This is a genomic window from Methanobrevibacter sp. (genome assembly GCF_015062935.1).
GTDB lineage: Archaea > Methanobacteriota > Methanobacteria > Methanobacteriales > Methanobacteriaceae > Methanocatella.
Map to the genome: position 1 here is coordinate 108,956 of NZ_SUTM01000003.1, position 16,009 is coordinate 124,964.

16 protein-coding genes and 1 tRNA gene are annotated in these 16,009 nt (G+C 34.2%); 6 read left to right on the forward strand and 11 right to left on the reverse strand.

Translation table 11 applies throughout. The features are described from left to right. Nucleotides 1-163 precede the first annotated feature (163 nt). Nucleotides 164-1,762 (reverse strand): bifunctional N(6)-L-threonylcarbamoyladenine synthase/serine/threonine protein kinase, encoded by a 1,599-nt coding sequence (locus E7Z81_RS02180; RefSeq protein WP_292743538.1) that lies wholly within the window; start codon nucleotides 1,760-1,762, stop codon nucleotides 164-166. Nucleotides 1,763-1,841: 79 nt separating this feature from the next. On the opposite strand from E7Z81_RS02180, the gene E7Z81_RS02185 reads away from it, so the two are divergent. The 3 genes from E7Z81_RS02185 (at nucleotide 1,842) to E7Z81_RS02195 (ending at nucleotide 3,894) form a co-directional block, all read left to right on the forward strand. Continuing rightward, complete coding sequence (locus E7Z81_RS02185; protein ID WP_292743541.1) at nucleotides 1,842-2,345, forward strand: hypothetical protein; 504 nt, start codon at nucleotides 1,842-1,844, stop codon at nucleotides 2,343-2,345. Then, a complete protein-coding gene (gene cobT, locus E7Z81_RS02190) occupies nucleotides 2,338-3,405 on the forward strand; it encodes a nicotinate mononucleotide-dependent phosphoribosyltransferase CobT (protein ID WP_292743543.1) in 1,068 nt (355 codons plus the stop codon). Before E7Z81_RS02185 ends, cobT begins: the two co-directional genes overlap by 8 nt. A gap of 84 nt (nucleotides 3,406-3,489) precedes the next feature. Then, a complete protein-coding gene (locus E7Z81_RS02195) occupies nucleotides 3,490-3,894 on the forward strand; it encodes a hypothetical protein (RefSeq protein ID WP_292743546.1) in 405 nt (134 codons plus the stop codon). Between the two features lie 430 nt (nucleotides 3,895-4,324). Here E7Z81_RS02195 and uppP read toward each other — a convergent pair whose 3' ends face one another. Together uppP and E7Z81_RS02205 are read right to left on the reverse strand one after the other, a co-directional pair. Further along, complete coding sequence (gene uppP, locus E7Z81_RS02200; protein WP_292743547.1) at nucleotides 4,325-5,161, reverse strand: undecaprenyl-diphosphatase UppP; 837 nt, start codon at nucleotides 5,159-5,161, stop codon at nucleotides 4,325-4,327. A 12-nt stretch (nucleotides 5,162-5,173) separates the two neighbouring features. Beyond that, nucleotides 5,174-6,097: a branched-chain amino acid transaminase gene (locus E7Z81_RS02205; RefSeq protein ID WP_292743550.1), complete on the reverse strand. Its 924-nt coding sequence runs from the start codon at nucleotides 6,095-6,097 to the stop codon at nucleotides 5,174-5,176. A 120-nt stretch (nucleotides 6,098-6,217) separates the two neighbouring features. Between E7Z81_RS02205 and E7Z81_RS02210 the strand changes: the two genes are divergently transcribed. Beyond that, nucleotides 6,218-6,289: transfer RNA gene (locus tag E7Z81_RS02210), tRNA-Val, on the forward strand. 264 nt (nucleotides 6,290-6,553) lie between these two features. Then, the gene (locus tag E7Z81_RS02215) at nucleotides 6,554-7,381 is read left to right on the forward strand and encodes a F420-dependent methylenetetrahydromethanopterin dehydrogenase (RefSeq protein ID WP_292743554.1); all 828 of its coding nucleotides are present in this window, start codon (nucleotides 6,554-6,556) and stop codon (nucleotides 7,379-7,381) included. A 152-nt stretch (nucleotides 7,382-7,533) separates the two neighbouring features. Here E7Z81_RS02215 and hisB read toward each other — a convergent pair whose 3' ends face one another. The 5 genes from hisB to E7Z81_RS02240 form a co-directional block, all read right to left on the reverse strand. Next, complete coding sequence (gene hisB, locus E7Z81_RS02220; protein ID WP_292743557.1) at nucleotides 7,534-8,112, reverse strand: imidazoleglycerol-phosphate dehydratase HisB; 579 nt, start codon at nucleotides 8,110-8,112, stop codon at nucleotides 7,534-7,536. Between the two features lie 38 nt (nucleotides 8,113-8,150). Then, the gene (locus tag E7Z81_RS02225; RefSeq protein ID WP_367262997.1) at nucleotides 8,151-8,351 is read right to left on the reverse strand and encodes a 4Fe-4S binding protein; all 201 of its coding nucleotides are present in this window, start codon (nucleotides 8,349-8,351) and stop codon (nucleotides 8,151-8,153) included. Between the two features lie 10 nt (nucleotides 8,352-8,361). Further along, on the reverse strand, nucleotides 8,362-9,054 hold the full coding sequence (locus E7Z81_RS02230; RefSeq protein ID WP_292743560.1) for a TOBE domain-containing protein: 693 nt from the start codon (nucleotides 9,052-9,054) through the stop codon (nucleotides 8,362-8,364). Between the two features lie 66 nt (nucleotides 9,055-9,120). Next, nucleotides 9,121-10,683 (reverse strand): flippase, encoded by a 1,563-nt coding sequence (locus tag E7Z81_RS02235; protein ID WP_292743563.1) that lies wholly within the window; start codon nucleotides 10,681-10,683, stop codon nucleotides 9,121-9,123. A gap of 49 nt (nucleotides 10,684-10,732) precedes the next feature. Next, the gene (locus tag E7Z81_RS02240) at nucleotides 10,733-11,317 is read right to left on the reverse strand and encodes a flavodoxin family protein (RefSeq protein WP_292743565.1); all 585 of its coding nucleotides are present in this window, start codon (nucleotides 11,315-11,317) and stop codon (nucleotides 10,733-10,735) included. 178 nt (nucleotides 11,318-11,495) lie between these two features. Here E7Z81_RS02240 and E7Z81_RS02245 point away from each other — a divergent pair, with 178 nt between their 5' ends. Continuing rightward, entirely contained in the window at nucleotides 11,496-12,350 is an 855-nt protein-coding gene (locus E7Z81_RS02245) for a phosphoserine phosphatase (protein ID WP_292743568.1), read from the forward strand. Nucleotides 12,351-12,392: 42 nt separating this feature from the next. On the opposite strand, the gene E7Z81_RS02250 is transcribed toward E7Z81_RS02245, so the two are convergent. The 3 genes from E7Z81_RS02250 to E7Z81_RS02260 form a co-directional block, all read right to left on the reverse strand. Continuing rightward, on the reverse strand, nucleotides 12,393-12,674 hold the full coding sequence (locus tag E7Z81_RS02250) for a zinc ribbon domain-containing protein (protein ID WP_292743569.1): 282 nt from the start codon (nucleotides 12,672-12,674) through the stop codon (nucleotides 12,393-12,395). 50 nt (nucleotides 12,675-12,724) lie between these two features. Beyond that, complete coding sequence (locus tag E7Z81_RS02255; RefSeq protein ID WP_292743742.1) at nucleotides 12,725-13,966, reverse strand: bifunctional 5,6,7,8-tetrahydromethanopterin hydro-lyase/3-hexulose-6-phosphate synthase; 1,242 nt, start codon at nucleotides 13,964-13,966, stop codon at nucleotides 12,725-12,727. 66 nt (nucleotides 13,967-14,032) lie between these two features. Beyond that, nucleotides 14,033-15,856: a threonine--tRNA ligase gene (locus tag E7Z81_RS02260; RefSeq protein WP_292743572.1), complete on the reverse strand. Its 1,824-nt coding sequence runs from the start codon at nucleotides 15,854-15,856 to the stop codon at nucleotides 14,033-14,035. Nucleotides 15,857-16,009: the final 153 nt, after the last annotated feature.

The following is a 16,009-nucleotide window of genomic DNA, read 5'->3' on the forward strand; positions in this document are numbered from 1 at the left end:
ATAAAACCTTTAAAGCTAAATTAATTGATAATAATTAGTTTAATTTAATATTTAAAGGTTTTTAAATTGTTATTTTAATTAAAAATTGATTTTAAATCGTTTTATTGTAGTCACTTAGAAAAATTGTCCTCAAATTGTAAAATTGATTTCATTTAGAAGACAACTAGTGAGTATATCTTCCACGGGACTCAATATCAGATATTGTATTAACAATGGATTCATTATCATATCCATTTAAAACACAGTCAAAGTATTTTACAGCCAAATTATAGTCAATACTCTGCAATGATTTTTTTAAAACAAGTAAATCGACTGCCTTATCCTCATCAAGAGTGGAATGTCTTCCAAGGCCGAAATCAATGAAAACAAGTTGGCCATCGCGAAGCATTATATTGGAAGTTGTAATGTCACCATGAATGATATCTGCAGAATGAAGTCTGGAAATGTTTTCACCTATTTTAAAGGCCAAATCATCATCAATAATGTCTTTAACCATTACTCCGTCAATTTCCTCCATTAAAATTGACTTGTCCTCTAAGTTAACATCATACAAAATCGGAGTGACAACGCCTGCTCTTTTTGCATCGGACAATAACCTGGCTTCCAGCTTGCATCTTGCCCTTCTGATTTTATTGTCGATTTCGGAAATTCTGTATCCTTTAGGGATTCTGTCTTTTAAAACTGCTTTTTCACCCAGGTAATCTGATTTTACAATGTTTGATTCAGCGCCTTTTGCTATCAGTTCATCAGGTAAAGTCAGATAGCTTTTTGAATTGTCAATCCATGGAATGTCAACTTCATCAGTCCTGAATTTCTGGATTATTCCAGTATCTTTCAAGTCCATCGGTCCGAACTCTTTACACATCAGAAGTCCGAGCCATGCAATCATGACTCCATTGTCACCGCAGAGCTTCATTTCAGGCATGTAGAATTTTGCACCATGCTCTTCAGACATTGTTTTGAGCATTTCTCTTAAACGTGAATTTGCTGAAACCCCTCCACATAACATTACCTCATCCTTTTGAGTATGGGAAAGTGCACGTTCAGTTACTTCAACAAGCATGGAAAATGCAGTTTCCTGAAGTGAAAAACATATATCCTCCATTGCTGTTCCCTTTTCATGTTCGCGCAGTGCAGCTGACAGCAGTCCTGAAAATGAAAAGTCCATACCTTTGACAATATACGGCAAATCTATGTATGAACCCTGTTTTGCAAGTTTTTCTATAACCGGTCCGCCAGGATGGCCCAAACCAGTTTCACGTCCGAAATGATCAAGACAGTTACCGATGGCAATATCTAAAGTTTCACCAAATATTCTGTATCTTCCGCTTTCATAAGCTATTACCTGGCTGTTACCTCCACTTACATAAAGAGATACTGGATTGACTGCACCGGTGTCGAGCTTTCCAACTTCAACATGTCCAATACAGTGATTGACACCAATTATAGGTTTTTTTAAGGATAACGCCAAGGTTCTTGCAGAAGTTGCAACTATCCTTAATGCAGGACCTAAACCCGGCCCCTGTGAAAAAGAAACTAAATCAATATCATCATATGAAATACCTGCCTGATCAACTGCCTCAGGTATCAATTTAGGAATCCATTCTGCGTGATGTTCTGCTGCAATTCTTGGATGGATACCGCCTTCCTCTGGAAACAGTTGTTTTCCAGCCATAGCTAAAATATTTCCATCACTATCTACAATGCCTACACCAGTCTTTTCCGCAGTTCCTTCAATTCCTAAACTTATCAAAATAATCAACTAAAAAATTTAATTAACTATATATTAATATTTAAAAATATAAAAATATTTTTTTAATTCAAAAAACAAAAGTGAAAACATGGGATTTTATAGTGCTAATACTCTTGAGCAGAAAAGAGTGAAACAATTAACTGGAGACATTAACATTCATGATATGTTTAAAAACGAATGTAATGCAAGAGGAATACCTATTTACAATGCATACAACATTCAAAAAAGACTGATTCATGAAGTTGAACAAGAAGAACTTGTAGGAGTCGACAATGTCGATGCAAGATTAATGGAACTATTGGAAGAAAGGGGAAAAAACAAGGTCACACACAGATATGTGGATTTTGTATCTAGAGAAGACAGCGCCTCCAAAGGAGTAGTTCCTGCAATGCCAGAACAAGAAGAGAAGCTTCCTCCAAAAGAACAAATTAAAATTCCGCCTAGGGCAAGAGACGGGAAAACATTTAAAACAGATGATGAACTTCCTGAAATGGAAATGTTAAAGAAAATCATGCTCCAGAATAAAAAGATTATTAATCAGAACAAGATTATTATAGATTTATTGAAAAAACAGGGTGAAAACAATGATTGAAGGAATTAAAACTTACGGATCAAGTGAATTAACTGAAAAATTACAGGAATGTGATGATCCAGTATTTTTACTTACAATTGGAACAACTGAAACCTCATTAATCGATGGAATTTCAGGTGCTGGACCTTCAGCTGATTTAACAGAATATACTCCCGCTTCAGATGTTGAATTTATGGTATTGGGCGAAGTCAGATGTTGTGAAGCCCCTGCCGAAACTGTTGTGGGCGATGCGGCTGCACCTACACCTGCAAGACTTACAAAAGCAGCACTTCAACTTTCAAATATCCCATTCGTTATTGTTGATGCAGGTTCTAAAATCAAACCTGATGTGGAATATGTAAACCTTGGAAAGGAATACGGAAGAGACATAAGAACCGGAAAAGGTGTTTTGAATCCTTTAGAAATATTTGAAAACGCTAAAGATTTAGGTGCTGAATTATCAAGAAGACATGAAATGCTTCTCATAGGTGAAAGCATAGCTGCAGGAACTACAACTGCATTGGGAGTCTTAAGGGCACTTGGATATGATGCTAATGAAAAAGTAAGCGGAAGCATGCCGCATAATCCTCATGACATGAAAACAGAAGTTGTAAATGAAGGACTGAAAAATGCCGGCCTTGACCCTGAAACAGACGATATTGATGCAATGCAGGCAATCGGTGCAGTGGGAGATCCTACACTTCCTGCAATAGCCGGAATAGTTCTGGGCTCTGACATTCCTATTATTCTGGCAGGCGGAACTCAAATGGCTGCCGCATGTGCTATCATCAAATCCATCCAGCCTAGCTTTGACTTTTCAAGAATTAACCTAGCCACTACAGTCTTTGTTGCAGGCGATGAAACTGCAGATTTATTCGGAATATTAAAACAGATTGATGATAACATTACCGTTAATGTTGTAGACCCGAAATTCGAAGAGTCAGAACATGAAGGGTTAAGAAATTACCTAAAAGGATTTGTTAAAGAAGGTGCAGGTGCCGGAGGTGCAATGTACAGTGCACTTGCTTTAGGAAATTCTCAGGAAAAACTTAGAAAGAAAATAGAAAAAGTTTGCAGATAGAGATTTTTATCTCTACTTTTTTTTAATTTACAACCCACCACAACTTTACAATTTTGAACATTACCAACATAATGCAAAGAATTATTGTACAATACCATTGAAATTTTTCAATTAGATTATTACTTTGACAATGAAACAAAAGAAATCTATAAATTAAATGAAAGCATTAATCTTCCGTTAGAAGTTACAGTCTACACTGATTCACAAACTATTACACAAAAATTGGTTAACGATGTTGCAACCTTTAACATTAAGCCTGGGGCCGGTGACGAGGTAGTTTATGCAAAAATCGACAATCAGATATTGAACCTGAATGTGCATTCAAATTATACCACTCTGATTGTAAATGATTTTACAAAATATTATAAAACCAGCAAAAAATTATCTGTTAAATTAATAGACGGAAATAATAAAGGCATTGCTGATGAAAAGGTATCTATCGTAATGGCAGGTAAAACCTATACTTCAACCACCAACAAAACGGAATAGCTACTTTTAGTATTAAGGATACTCCTAATACTTTCAATATAAAAGTTGTTTACAAAGGAAATGAAAATTATACAGCGACTACAAAGACCATAAAAGTTAAAGTAGTTAAACCAACCATTAAAGCTTCAAAAACTACAATACGTAAAAAAGGAAAATTTGTTGTTACATTTAAGGATGCAAATAAAAAAGTAATAAAAAATGTTAGAGTTAAATTCAAAATCAACGGTAAAACATATTACAAAACAACAAACAGCAAAGGACAGGCAAAACTTACTATTAACCTGAAAGCAAATAAAAAATATACCGTTAAAGTAGGTTTCAAGTAAACTAAAACTTATGGAACCACTACCTTAACTAAAAAAATTAAAGTAATTAAATAATCAATTATCATACGATAATTGATTTTCTTTTTTTAAATTCAATTCAATATCTAGAATATATGGGCAACTGAGCCTATAAATACCACTATACCAACTATCCAGCAGTAAAAAGCAAAGATATCCAAACTTCTGTTTTTAATTAAATCCAACATCCATTTGATAGCCATATATCCTGCTATGACTGATGCAATAAAACCTAAAATTACAGGTAAAAAGTTTACATCAAGTGCTGAACCAATGTCAGATACCTGCACTATGAATGCACCAAAAATTGCCGGAATAGCGAGTATGAAACTGAATTTAGCGGCAAATTCTTTATCCAATCCAATTGTAAGACCTGCTGCTATTGTAGTACCTGAACGTGAAAGACCCGGCAATATTGCACATGCCTGACCTAATCCCATCCATATAGCTTCTTTTTTGGAAATATTATTCATATTAACCCTACCACTAGCCATTCTTTGAGATAAATAAAGAATAGTACCGGTTACAAATAAAAAGAATGCAGGAACATACAATCCACCTGAAAAAAACAGCTCATCAATTGCATCTTCGAAAAACAATCCCACTATACCAACTGGAATTGTAGCTAAAATTACATACCATGCAAGTCTTTTATATGGGTCTGAATAGAAGCCCTCTTTAAACCTGCCACGAATAATGTCCTGAATACTTAAAATCCAAGCACTAATCATTTTAATGATGTCGTACCTGAAGAACCATATAACTGCAATCAGGGTTCCCAAATGAAGAAAAGTATCGAAAGCAAGAGAGCTTTCAACACCTAAGATATGTTGGATAAAAACCAAATGCGCCGAACTACTAACCGGTAAAAATTCAGTTAATCCCTGAACAATACCGATTATAATTCCCTGAAATATATCCATACATCACACCGCTTAAATATAACTTAACCAGTCGTATTTATCTTCAACTTTAGCTTCAACAATATCAAAGAAAGTTTTTTGTAATTTTTCAGCAACTGGGCCTCTTTTTCCAATACCAATTTGTCTGTGATCGATAGAACGAATTGGAGTTACTTCAGCTGCGGTACCTGTAAAGAACACTTCGTCAGCAGAATATAATCTTTCTCTTGAAATAACTTCTTCAACAACTTCATAACCTAAGTCACGGGCAACAGTCATGATGGAATCTCTTGTAATACCTTTAAGGTTGGAGGAAGACATTGCAGGAGTGAACAGTTTTTCCCCTTCAACAAGGAATATGTTTTCTCCACTACCTTCGGAAACGTGTCCTTCATAATCGAGCATGATTGCTTCATCATATCCATGTTCAATAGCTTCAAGTTTTGCCAGTTGTGAGTTCATATAGTTTGCACCACATTTAGCAAGAGCAGGGAAAGTGTCCGGTGCAGGTTTTCTCCAAGAGGATACACCAATATCTACACCATTTGCCATACCTTCTTCTCCTAAATATGATCCCCATTCCCATGCAGCAATAACTACATTAACAGGACAGTTTAAAGGATTTACACCTAATTCTCCATATCCTCTAAATACAATAGGACGTATGTAACAGCCGTCAAGGTCATTTATACGTACGGTTTCTAGAATTGCTTCTTCAATTTCTTCCTGAGTGAAAGGAATATCGATTTTATAGATTTTTGCTGAGTCGAATAAACGTTGTACATGTTCTTTTAAACGGAAAACTGCAACTCCATTTTCATTTTTGTATGCTCTAATACCTTCAAAAACGCTTGTACCATAATGTACAACGTGAGAAAGTACATGAATATTTGCATCTTTCCAGTCTACCATGTTTCCGTCTATCCATATTTTACTTGCTGTATCATCCCATGCCATTTTATCACATCATATTTTTAATGATAATTATTATGTAATTATTGTTTAATATATTTTTTTTATAGGACATAGGAAAAAAGCAAAAATATATATAATAGTAAATTCATAATACTATTTGTTGGTTCCGTGGTCTAGTGGTATGATACCTCCCTTACAAGGAGGGGATCACGAGTTCGAGTCTCGTCGGAACCACTGTTTTTTCTATTTTTAAAAATTTTATTAAATTCTTATTAATACTGTAATAGTTTTAATTCATTATTATTTTAGAAATGCTTTTATTTGTAATGATTTATCATAGTATTACTTACAAAAATAACTCCTTTTAACTATTTAAAAAAAATAATTACTTTAAAAAGTCTTTAAATTAAGATATAGACATTACATTGAAATTTTCAAATAATAAAATTTAAATAGTTTCTAAATTAAAATTTTAATTACAAAAAAGGAGATTAAAATATGGTAGTTAAAATTGCTATTATTAAAAGTGGTAATATTGGTACTTCACCAGTAATTGACCTATTGTTAGACGAAAGAGCAGACAGACCAAACATCGATGTTAGAACCTTTGGATCTGGAGCAAAAATGAACCCAGAACAAGTAGAAGACGTTGTACCTAAAATAGACGCTTTCGAACCTGACTTCGCAATCTTCATTAGCCCAAACCCAGGAGCACCTGGTCCAGCTAAAGCAAGAGAATTATTATCTGAAAAAGACATCCCTGCTATTATCGTTGGTGACGCACCTGGTAAAGGTAAAAAAGATGAAATGGACGAACAAGGTCTCGGTTACATCATCGTTATGTCCGACCCAATGATCGGTGCAAAAAGAGAATGGTTAGACCCAACTGAAATGGCTATTTTCAACTCCGACATCTTAAAAGTACTCGCTGAAACCGGTGCTTTAAGATTAGTCCAAAAAACCATTGACGGTGTTATTGCTCAAGCAGAAGCTGGAGAAATCGAATTACCTAAACTCATCATTACTGCTGAAAAAGCTGCAGAAGCTGGTGGATTCGCAAACCCATACGCAAAAGCAAAAGCTATTGCTGCATACGAAATGGCTGGATCCGTTGCTAACTTAGACATGAAAGGTTGTTTCATGACCAAAGGTTACGAAAACTTCATCCCATTAGTTGCTGCTGCTCACGAAATTGCTGCATGTGCTGCTAAATTAGCACAAGAAGCAAGAGACATCGAAAAAGCAAATGATACTGTTTTAAGAACCCCTCACATGAAAGAAGGAAACCCAGGTTGTAAAACAGATTTAATTTCAAAACCAGAATAAGTAGCATCCTTGCTACTTTCATTTTTTTATTTTTTAAACCATCCCAAAATCAGATAATATCAGTTAAGTCCTTATTTTAGAATATCTATTTTTCAATCTGACAGTTTAATTAAATATTAAAAAAAAGTAAAAAAAGATAATAGCTAAATAAGTTATAATGTTCCTTTTGTAGAAGGAATTTGATCATGTTCTATTTTTATTGCATCTTTTAAAGATTTGGCGAATGCCTTAAAAATAGCTTCAGCCTTATGGTGGTCATTTGCACCTTCAACAGTACCGTAAATATTAATTTTAGCACTTGACGCAAATGATTCGAAAAAGTGAATTACAATATCAGAGGTCATGTCCCCAATTTTTTCATTTTTAAAATTGAGATTCATATTGCAATAACTGCGTCCACTGATATCGATTGCAATTGTAGCTACAGATTCATCCATAGGAACGATGGCATGAGCCATTCTTTTAATTCCCTTCTTATCACCGATAGCTTCGCTAAATGCTTCACCAAGCAATATTCCAACATCCTCAATAGTGTGGTGATCATCAATTTCAATGTCTCCGACAGCCTGAACGTCTAAATCAATCATACTATGCTTGGAAAAGGACTCGAGCATGTGATTAAAAAAGTTCACACCTGTGGAAATGTTATAATTTCCTATTCCGTCCAAATCCATTTTTATACTGATGTCTGTTTCTGAAGTTTTTCTTGAAACGTTTGAAATTCTTGTCATATTATACCTGTCTTTAAATTGATTTTACCTTCAAGCATTTACCCATCTTGTCCAGGACGTATGATTTTAATGCAGTTTGTAGGACATTTCATTGCACATAGTGTACAAACATGACAATATCTTAAGTCCAATATACGTGCAACGTTAGTAATTTTCCAAATTTTAGCAGCTTTGGGACAAATCTCCTCACATTTACCACATGCAATACATTTATCCTCATCGACTAAAATTTGCAACATATAATCACCATTATAATTTTAAAGTAGCAACAGACATTGCTTTAAATCCGAGATAGACTTCTTTTCCAATATTCAGATTTAATTCTTTTTCAGCAGATACGGTTATATCACAGCATAACTCTACTCCGCCAACATTCACTTTAACGCGAATTATTTCACCATTAAGTCTCATTTCAACAATTTGACCTTTGAGAATATTACGAATGCTTGAAGTCTGTGGCTCCAACATTAGAAAGATATTATCATAACTAATTAAAGCCAGCAATTTATCTCCCAAATTATAATTTCTATTTAATGGAGCATTGATTTCAAAATCCTCCATCTTAATAGTCATTACGCCTTTAGTTTCATTAATATTGACTATTTCCGCTTCAATTTCATTAACATCTTTATGAAGCTCCATAATCGCATTAATTTTTTTACATTCTTTCAAAATAGAATATCCTTCTTCAGTAAGGGTAGTTCCACCACCCCCACCTTTTCCACCTTTAGTTGTACTAACAATTTTTACATTAAGTGTTGATTCAATTTTTTCAATGTAATTTAATGCAGTCCTATAGGAAACATTAACGTCCTTTGCTGCATCAGTTAAAGAACCAGTGCCTAATATGGACTCTAATAACTGATATTTTTTACTGTCAAGTAAAAAAGAGTTTCCATCTACATTGATTTTATATTCAACACCTGCACTCACATCAGCCATTATATAATCCCCCAATCATATAATATGATTAATTCTATATTTTTTATAATTTAAATAACTTTTCAATTAGTTATTTCTAAATTCTATCTTTTCAACAAAGTTTAACAGTTTATTAACTATTTTAGAAAGAGGGCCCAACTTAGATGAATATTCCCTTAAAGTCTCGATATCATCCTTTGTGAAAAATTTAACTAAAATTAAAGCAAAGAAATAAACAATCATGCACACAAATATTCCAGGGAATAAAAACAAGGTAGTTTTAGGAATGAAAAGACCTGCAATACCCATAATAGCGGAAGCAACTATAATTTTAACTACCGGCAATGTTGGAGCCTTTGTTTCTGTTAATTTAAATACAAAGTAAACGCAAGGAACCATCATTACAAAACAGGCTATGGTAGTTGCTAAAGCACCACCTGCAATACCCATATCAGGAACAAGCATCCAGCTGAAAATTCCGGTAATAATTGATCCGACTATCAGAATATACATAGGAATTCTAGGATTTCCAATTCCCTGAATAATACTGGTGGAAATTGAAAATATTGAATAGAATGTCATACCTATAGCCAATATTGCTAAAGCGGATGCTCCTGCAACGTAGGCAGGGTCTTTGAAATAAAGTAATCTTAAAGTAGGAGTAGCGAAAAGAGCTAAACCGATACACATTGGAACTACAAACAACAATGAAATCTTATAAGATTCGCCGACATACTTTTGAAGAGCAGGAATGTCATGAACCTTGAACGCTTCGGATGAAGCCGGAAGGATTGTTGTTGCAACAGAAATAGAAATCATTAAAGGCAGTCTTGAAATAGGATCAGCAGCTGCAAAAAATCCGACATCCTGGAAAGTTAAAAATTTACCCATAGCTATTGTACAAATATTATAAATCAGCATTTCAGCAATAGCTGTGATGATAACCGGAATGGAGAATTTGACCAGTGTGAACGCCAATTCCAATTCATCACGGCGTGTGAAAACAAAATCTTCACTAGGTTTTGGAATATATTTTGGCATGTACACCTTAAAAATATAAATTGCAGCAACAGCAGCAAGAGAATAACCTATAACAGTACCCCATAGAGCCCCGACAGTGGAAAACCCTATTAAAACAAATGCAGTTGCACACAAAATCATTCCTAATTGCTCAACCGCACGGGTGTATACAATATATTCCATTTTATATACTCCCTGAAATGCGCCTCTGAATGCACCTACAATAACACTGAACGGAGTAATCAAACCAACAATCTGCAATGGAATCAATGCAAGAGGTTTTCCCAAATAATCATAAGCCAACCATGGAGAAACAACGAAAATCATCAGAATTCCCAGAAATATCCCCAGAAATACCATGATTTTTAAGGCCGTGTATATGGTATGCCTTGCCATGTCATGCTCATTGACTGCTTCATATTCTGCGACATACTTGGCAATAGCCGGAGGAAGTCCCCCCGCAGCGAGAGTCTGGAATATTCCTTGGAAAGGCAAGGTAATTCCCAAAACACCGTAAGCGGTAGGTCCTAACAGTGTAGCCATTAAAAAACGATAAAGATAACCGCCTATACGGAAAATGATATTTCCAATAAAAATTATTAAACTCCCACGTACTAACTTATTGCCCATAATATACCTTTAAAAAGTAGTTATTATAAATATAAATTGATTTTAGTATTTAAATATACTTATTTAAAAAATTTTTAAATTCATGTAAAGTCCTGTCCAATGACTCCATACCGTAATCATCCTCTTTAATATCTTCTATGGAATCATTTGACCAGAAAGAAGCCCCCAAATTTGAACCGAATGGTCCTCCACTAACAGGAATAATACCATGTATCATGAAATATGTAATATTTTTTAGATGGGCGAAATCCTGACCTCCTGTCCTGTCACCGCCAACTGCAATGCTCATTCCAATTTTACCTCGAAGCAGATTATAGTCAATCGCCTCCAATGCCCTGGTTCTATCCATAATAGCTGCCAGGTTACTGCTTATACCTCCGCTTTGAACAGGAGTGGCTAAAATAAGGCCGTCTGCTTCCTGAAGACCTTCATATACCTCAAGCATATCATCTTCGATAATACACTTTTTATGCTCCAAACAGTAATCGCAATGCATACAAGGTTTTATGCTCTTAGCCTGACAGGTAAAAATTTCTGTTTCAAAACCGTCATTTTCCAGCTTATCCAATGCATTATTTAAAACATATGCTGTAGTATTGTTTCGCGGACTAGCGCAAATTCCAAAAACTTTCATGAGAATACTTTGTAATAGCCTTTTTAAATATTTTAAGAATAGAACTTGCGGATTTTTAAACGAATAGGCAAACGTAAAGTAATACTTATTTCCAAGACCTTGTTCTAAGTTAAAACAGGAAAAGTTTAGGTAAGGTTTATAATAAAAAAAGTACAAACAGTAATGTGAGGATTTAAAAATGAAAGTGGGTAAAGGTATTGTAAAAAAATATTCAAGGGAATATAACAGAACATTAAAAAACGGTGAACGCAAAAAGTACACTACAGAACAGATTCAAATAACAGTACCAAAAAACGAAGACATTTATGAAAACAAAGAAGAAGTACTCATTATTCCTCAAGACGAAATTGAAAACTTTAAAAATTTAGAAAAAGAAAACGAATCATTAAAAATAGCTAATTATTTACATGTTGAGGAAGTGAAGGAATTGGAAGGACAGCTAGAAGAAAATTTAAACCCATCAACTTTAGAATTTCAAAATGAAATTGAAAATTTAAAAGCGGAAATCGCACAAAAGAACAGTGATTTAGAGGAGATGGAAAATAAATTTAAATCCTTGCACCAAGATAACCTCAATGAACTGAAACATGAAAATAATTTAATTAAAGATAAGCATTCCAAACTAATAATTGAGAATGAGAACCTCAAAACCAAATTCGTCAATATAAAAACCGAAAACGAAAACCTCAAAACCAAATACACCAGCATAAAAGAGGAAAATAAAAACCTAAAAACCAAATGCTCCACTTTAAAAGAAGAACACACCTCAATAAAAGAAAGCTATAATCAAGTAAGCAGTAAATATGATCAGCTGAAACAGGAAAATCTCAACACTAAAACCAGTTATGCTGAAATGTATGAGCTTAACGAAGATTTAGAAAAGGATTATGACAACCTTCGCATTGAATACAATGATTTGGTTGATAAATACAACGCTTTAGAAGAAGAGCTATATAACATTAAAAATACAAGGTCACATGATGAATATATAGCCAATAAAGTTAAAGAATTTATTTTAAAAAGTAGAAGTTAAATTTCTCAAGCCTAAAAAAGCTAGAGAATATTTTTTTTAATATTATAAAGTTTTATAGTCATCCTGAAATTCAGGATTCCATCTTTTTAATCCAGGAATGAACATTGCTGTAATACCTGTAGCTTGAGTTTCAGCAAGTCTAGGATTTTTTGCCATCATCTCTTTTGTTTTTCTAACAATCATTTCATTAAGAGTTATATCTGGCTCAGTGTATTCTCCATTTTGAAAACAATCAATGCAAAATTCAGGATTTAGACTTCCATCTTTGTTAGTTCCATAATCTTCCTTAACGATTGGTCTACCACATGAATTACAAAATCCCATAATAAACACCTTAAAAAAAAATAGAGGTAAATTAGAAATAATCTAATTTACTAGTTGTCTTTCACTTCAATATTTTCATCTTCATCCATAGCAAGTCTCATGTTGTCTGGATCTGGGTCAAAGTGTTCTAAGAAGTCTTGAGCAGCTCTTCTTACATCTCTTGAACCAATGATGTATCTACCTGCAATAATGATGTTTGCACCTTTGCCGATAGCTTCTTCAACATTTGTAGGTTTAATACCTCCAGCAACAGCAACAAGACCTTTTTTACCAAGGACTTCTTTAATATCTTTAATATTACCCCATTCGGTCATGTCACCAGTATCTTCACCATGTTCTGCTCTGTATGATTCCATGTCAACATTTCTGTGTAATAAAACAATGTCTGGTTTTAAATCATCTGGAAGTAAAGCTAATTTATCAGCAAATCCGTCAACGTTCATCATATCAAGGATGGAATAAATACCTTGTTTTTGAGTTTCGTGGATTGCTTTAGCAATAGATTCAATAGTACCTAAACCGGAAATAGCTACTGCATCTGCAGTTTCATCAGCAGCCATTTTAACTTCAACACGGCCAACATCTAAAGTTTTTAAGTCAGCAATGATGAATGCATCAGGACGTAAAGCTCTGATTTTACCGATAATTCCAACACCGAATTTTTTGACAAGTGGAGTACCTGCTTCGAGAAGGATTCTGTCATTGTCAGGCAATTCTGAAATAATTCTTTCCATTGCAGCTTCATTATCAAGGTCAAGTGCAACTTGTAAGTATGGTGGTGACCAAAGTTTTTTGACTTTGAATCCCATAATTGGGTGAGTTCCACGGTCTTTTTCTGCAAGGACTTTATCGATTGATGGGTAACCTTCCATTGCTCTTCTGATAGCTAATTTGGTTGCTCCATAGTTGTACTGATAAATTTTCCTGTAATCTTCTGCAGAAGGATCAATGAATACACTAACATTAATTACAATATCTTCAACAATATCTTTTGGAATGTATCCGTCTTCAACTGCATCAGCTACTGCTCTTGCAACAGCAGTTTGTGCAGGTCCAAATATTTTACTTGCATCATCTAAATCTCCAACAGTTACTTTAGGAATAATTAAAGTAGCTGGTTTGGTCATTAGATTAGGTCTAATTACACTAGTTAGTGGAGTGTGTCCTACTGAGAGGTTAGATAAACCATTAGCGAAAGCTTGGCCAACAGGTCCAAATTTATCACCAATTAATAAATCAACGTGTGCTAATTCAGGGCCATCTCCAATAAGAGCTTCTCCTATTCTATACATTGGGTCCATTAAATTTCCTCCGTAATATAATAACAATTTATAGTATATTTTTATTTGTAAATATAATTATTGGAAATTAATCCTTCTTGAGATATTTTTTGGTAAAGGTAATTTTCTGAAAGGTTTACCTTCACATTTTTCATTGATTTCAGCTATTAACTCATCGACTGTCATGTCAACCTTTTCACCAGTTTCACGTACGGTTACTTGGAATTTACCGGATTCAGCTTCTTTATCACCGACAACGAAGATGTATGGAATCCATTCTTGGGATGCATTTCTGATTTTTTTACCTACACTTTCATCCCTGTCATCGACATCCACACGGATGTTTGAAGCGTTGATTTTTTGATATAATTCTTCTGCAAATTCCTCATGTGCCTCTCCGACAGTAATAATTCTAGCCTGAATAGGACTTAACCAGGTTGGTAACATTGGAGCCCTTTCATTGATTTCAATAGCTGTTTTTTCAAGCATTGCGCATAAAACCCTTTCAATACTTCCGGTTGGTGAAGTGTGCAGGATTGTAGGATTGTGCTGTTTGCCGTCTTCTCCCAAGTAAGTAATGTCAAATCTTTTACCACTTTCAACATCTATTTGAACTGTAGGGTTTTCAATTGGACGTCCTAATGCGTCAATGTTTGCTAAATCTATTTTACATACCCAGTAATGGTGTCTTTCAGGTAAAATTTCTAAAAGAATTGGTTTGTTGAATTTACGGGCAATTTCATACATCCATTGTTCATTTTCATCGAAGAAGTCTTGGGTTGCTCTGAAAATTACTTCGAAATCTAAATTCAAGTCCACACCGGTTTGCATACACATGTCGGTTTGCTGGGAAAACTCATCCAAGGATGAAGGTACATCAGTACAGAATGAGTGGCAATCAGGCATGGTGAATGCTCTTAATCTTTTAAGACCAACAACTTCACCTTTTTTCTCATAACGGAAACTGTATCTGGTTAATTCGAAAATTTTAGCAGGGAAGTTTTTCCAGGTCAAGTAGGAATCGGACATTAATCTGAATGCGCCGAAACAAGCTGCAAATCTAAGCATTAAATTCTTTTTGGTGTCGGTTCTGTATTGTCTTTCACCGAATTTGTAAGCGTGCTCGTAAATTGCCTGGTTGTCCAAATCATAGAAGATTGGAGTTTCTACAGGCATTGCTCCACGCTCAACAGTTAAGTCATAAACATAATCCGCAAGCAAATCTCTGATTAATTTTCCTTTAGGATACCATCTTAGGTTTCCGACATCAGATGCAGGTTCATAGTCACAGATTTCCTTTTCTCTCATTATTTTAACGTGAGGAGGTTCGCCTTCATCAGATGCTCCACGACCAAGTTCATAATCAACCAATTGCTTGAATGCATGATTATCAAAATCAAAGTCATCAATTTCAGTAATTTTGTCTCCTTCAAGAATTTGCCATTTGGAAGGTTTCCTTTCTACTTTTACTTCTTCCTTATCGGCAGTGATTGTTCTTGAAAGTTCACTTAATGGGTGACCTTTACAGGAAATTTCAAATGCCTTATACCATCCGAAAGGTACCCTTTTAACATTTAAGTTTTCAGCTAAAAGTGCTTCTTCTGTATCTTTTAAGATTTGGATAGCAACTTTTGGAGATCCTAATGAAGAAGATAAGTGAGCATAAGGATATAATACGATATTTTCTGCTTTAACTTGTTCATTAGTTTTTATAACTTCGCTAACTAAGTTCTTAACGATACCTTCTGGATTATCTTCATCTTCTTTTTCAACACTTGTAAATACTACTAAAGAATCATCAAAGGAACCTTCATGTAAAGCTTCATCGATTTCTTCAGCTACAGGTGTTTTATTTTTTACATTATAATTTAAATAATCAGAATGGATTAATAAAATTCTCATTATACCACCATATATTATGATATAAATTTTAGTTTTAATGTTATATAAAAATAGCTAATTAATACATTAAATTAAAATTTTACAACATTTTTTAAAAATTTTTAGCTTAGATTCCCATGGCAAAAAAACAATTAATTAATATGATATAACTAC

Excerpts from the sequence above, each read along its gene's own strand:
- E7Z81_RS02185 (WP_292743541.1), top strand. The coding sequence starts at position 1,842 with ATGGGATTTTATAGTGCTAATACTCTTGAGCAGAAAAGAGTGAAACAA.
- cobT (WP_292743543.1), top strand. The coding sequence starts at position 2,338 with ATGATTGAAGGAATTAAAACTTACGGATCAAGTGAATTAACTGAAAAA.
- uppP (WP_292743547.1), bottom strand. The coding sequence starts at position 5,161 with ATGGATATATTTCAGGGAATTATAATCGGTATTGTTCAGGGATTAACT.
- E7Z81_RS02205 (WP_292743550.1), bottom strand. The coding sequence starts at position 6,097 with ATGGCATGGGATGATACAGCAAGTAAAATATGGATAGACGGAAACATG.
- E7Z81_RS02215 (WP_292743554.1), top strand. The coding sequence starts at position 6,554 with ATGGTAGTTAAAATTGCTATTATTAAAAGTGGTAATATTGGTACTTCA.
- hisB (WP_292743557.1), bottom strand. The coding sequence starts at position 8,112 with ATGACAAGAATTTCAAACGTTTCAAGAAAAACTTCAGAAACAGACATC.
- E7Z81_RS02225 (WP_367262997.1), bottom strand. The coding sequence starts at position 8,351 with ATGTTGCAAATTTTAGTCGATGAGGATAAATGTATTGCATGTGGTAAA.
- E7Z81_RS02230 (WP_292743560.1), bottom strand. The coding sequence starts at position 9,054 with ATGGCTGATGTGAGTGCAGGTGTTGAATATAAAATCAATGTAGATGGA.
- E7Z81_RS02235 (WP_292743563.1), bottom strand. The coding sequence starts at position 10,683 with ATGGGCAATAAGTTAGTACGTGGGAGTTTAATAATTTTTATTGGAAAT.
- E7Z81_RS02240 (WP_292743565.1), bottom strand. The coding sequence starts at position 11,317 with ATGAAAGTTTTTGGAATTTGCGCTAGTCCGCGAAACAATACTACAGCA.
- E7Z81_RS02245 (WP_292743568.1), top strand. The coding sequence starts at position 11,496 with ATGAAAGTGGGTAAAGGTATTGTAAAAAAATATTCAAGGGAATATAAC.
- E7Z81_RS02250 (WP_292743569.1), bottom strand. The coding sequence starts at position 12,674 with ATGGGATTTTGTAATTCATGTGGTAGACCAATCGTTAAGGAAGATTAT.
- E7Z81_RS02255 (WP_292743742.1), bottom strand. The coding sequence starts at position 13,966 with ATGTATAGAATAGGAGAAGCTCTTATTGGAGATGGCCCTGAATTAGCA.
- E7Z81_RS02260 (WP_292743572.1), bottom strand. The coding sequence starts at position 15,856 with ATGAGAATTTTATTAATCCATTCTGATTATTTAAATTATAATGTAAAA.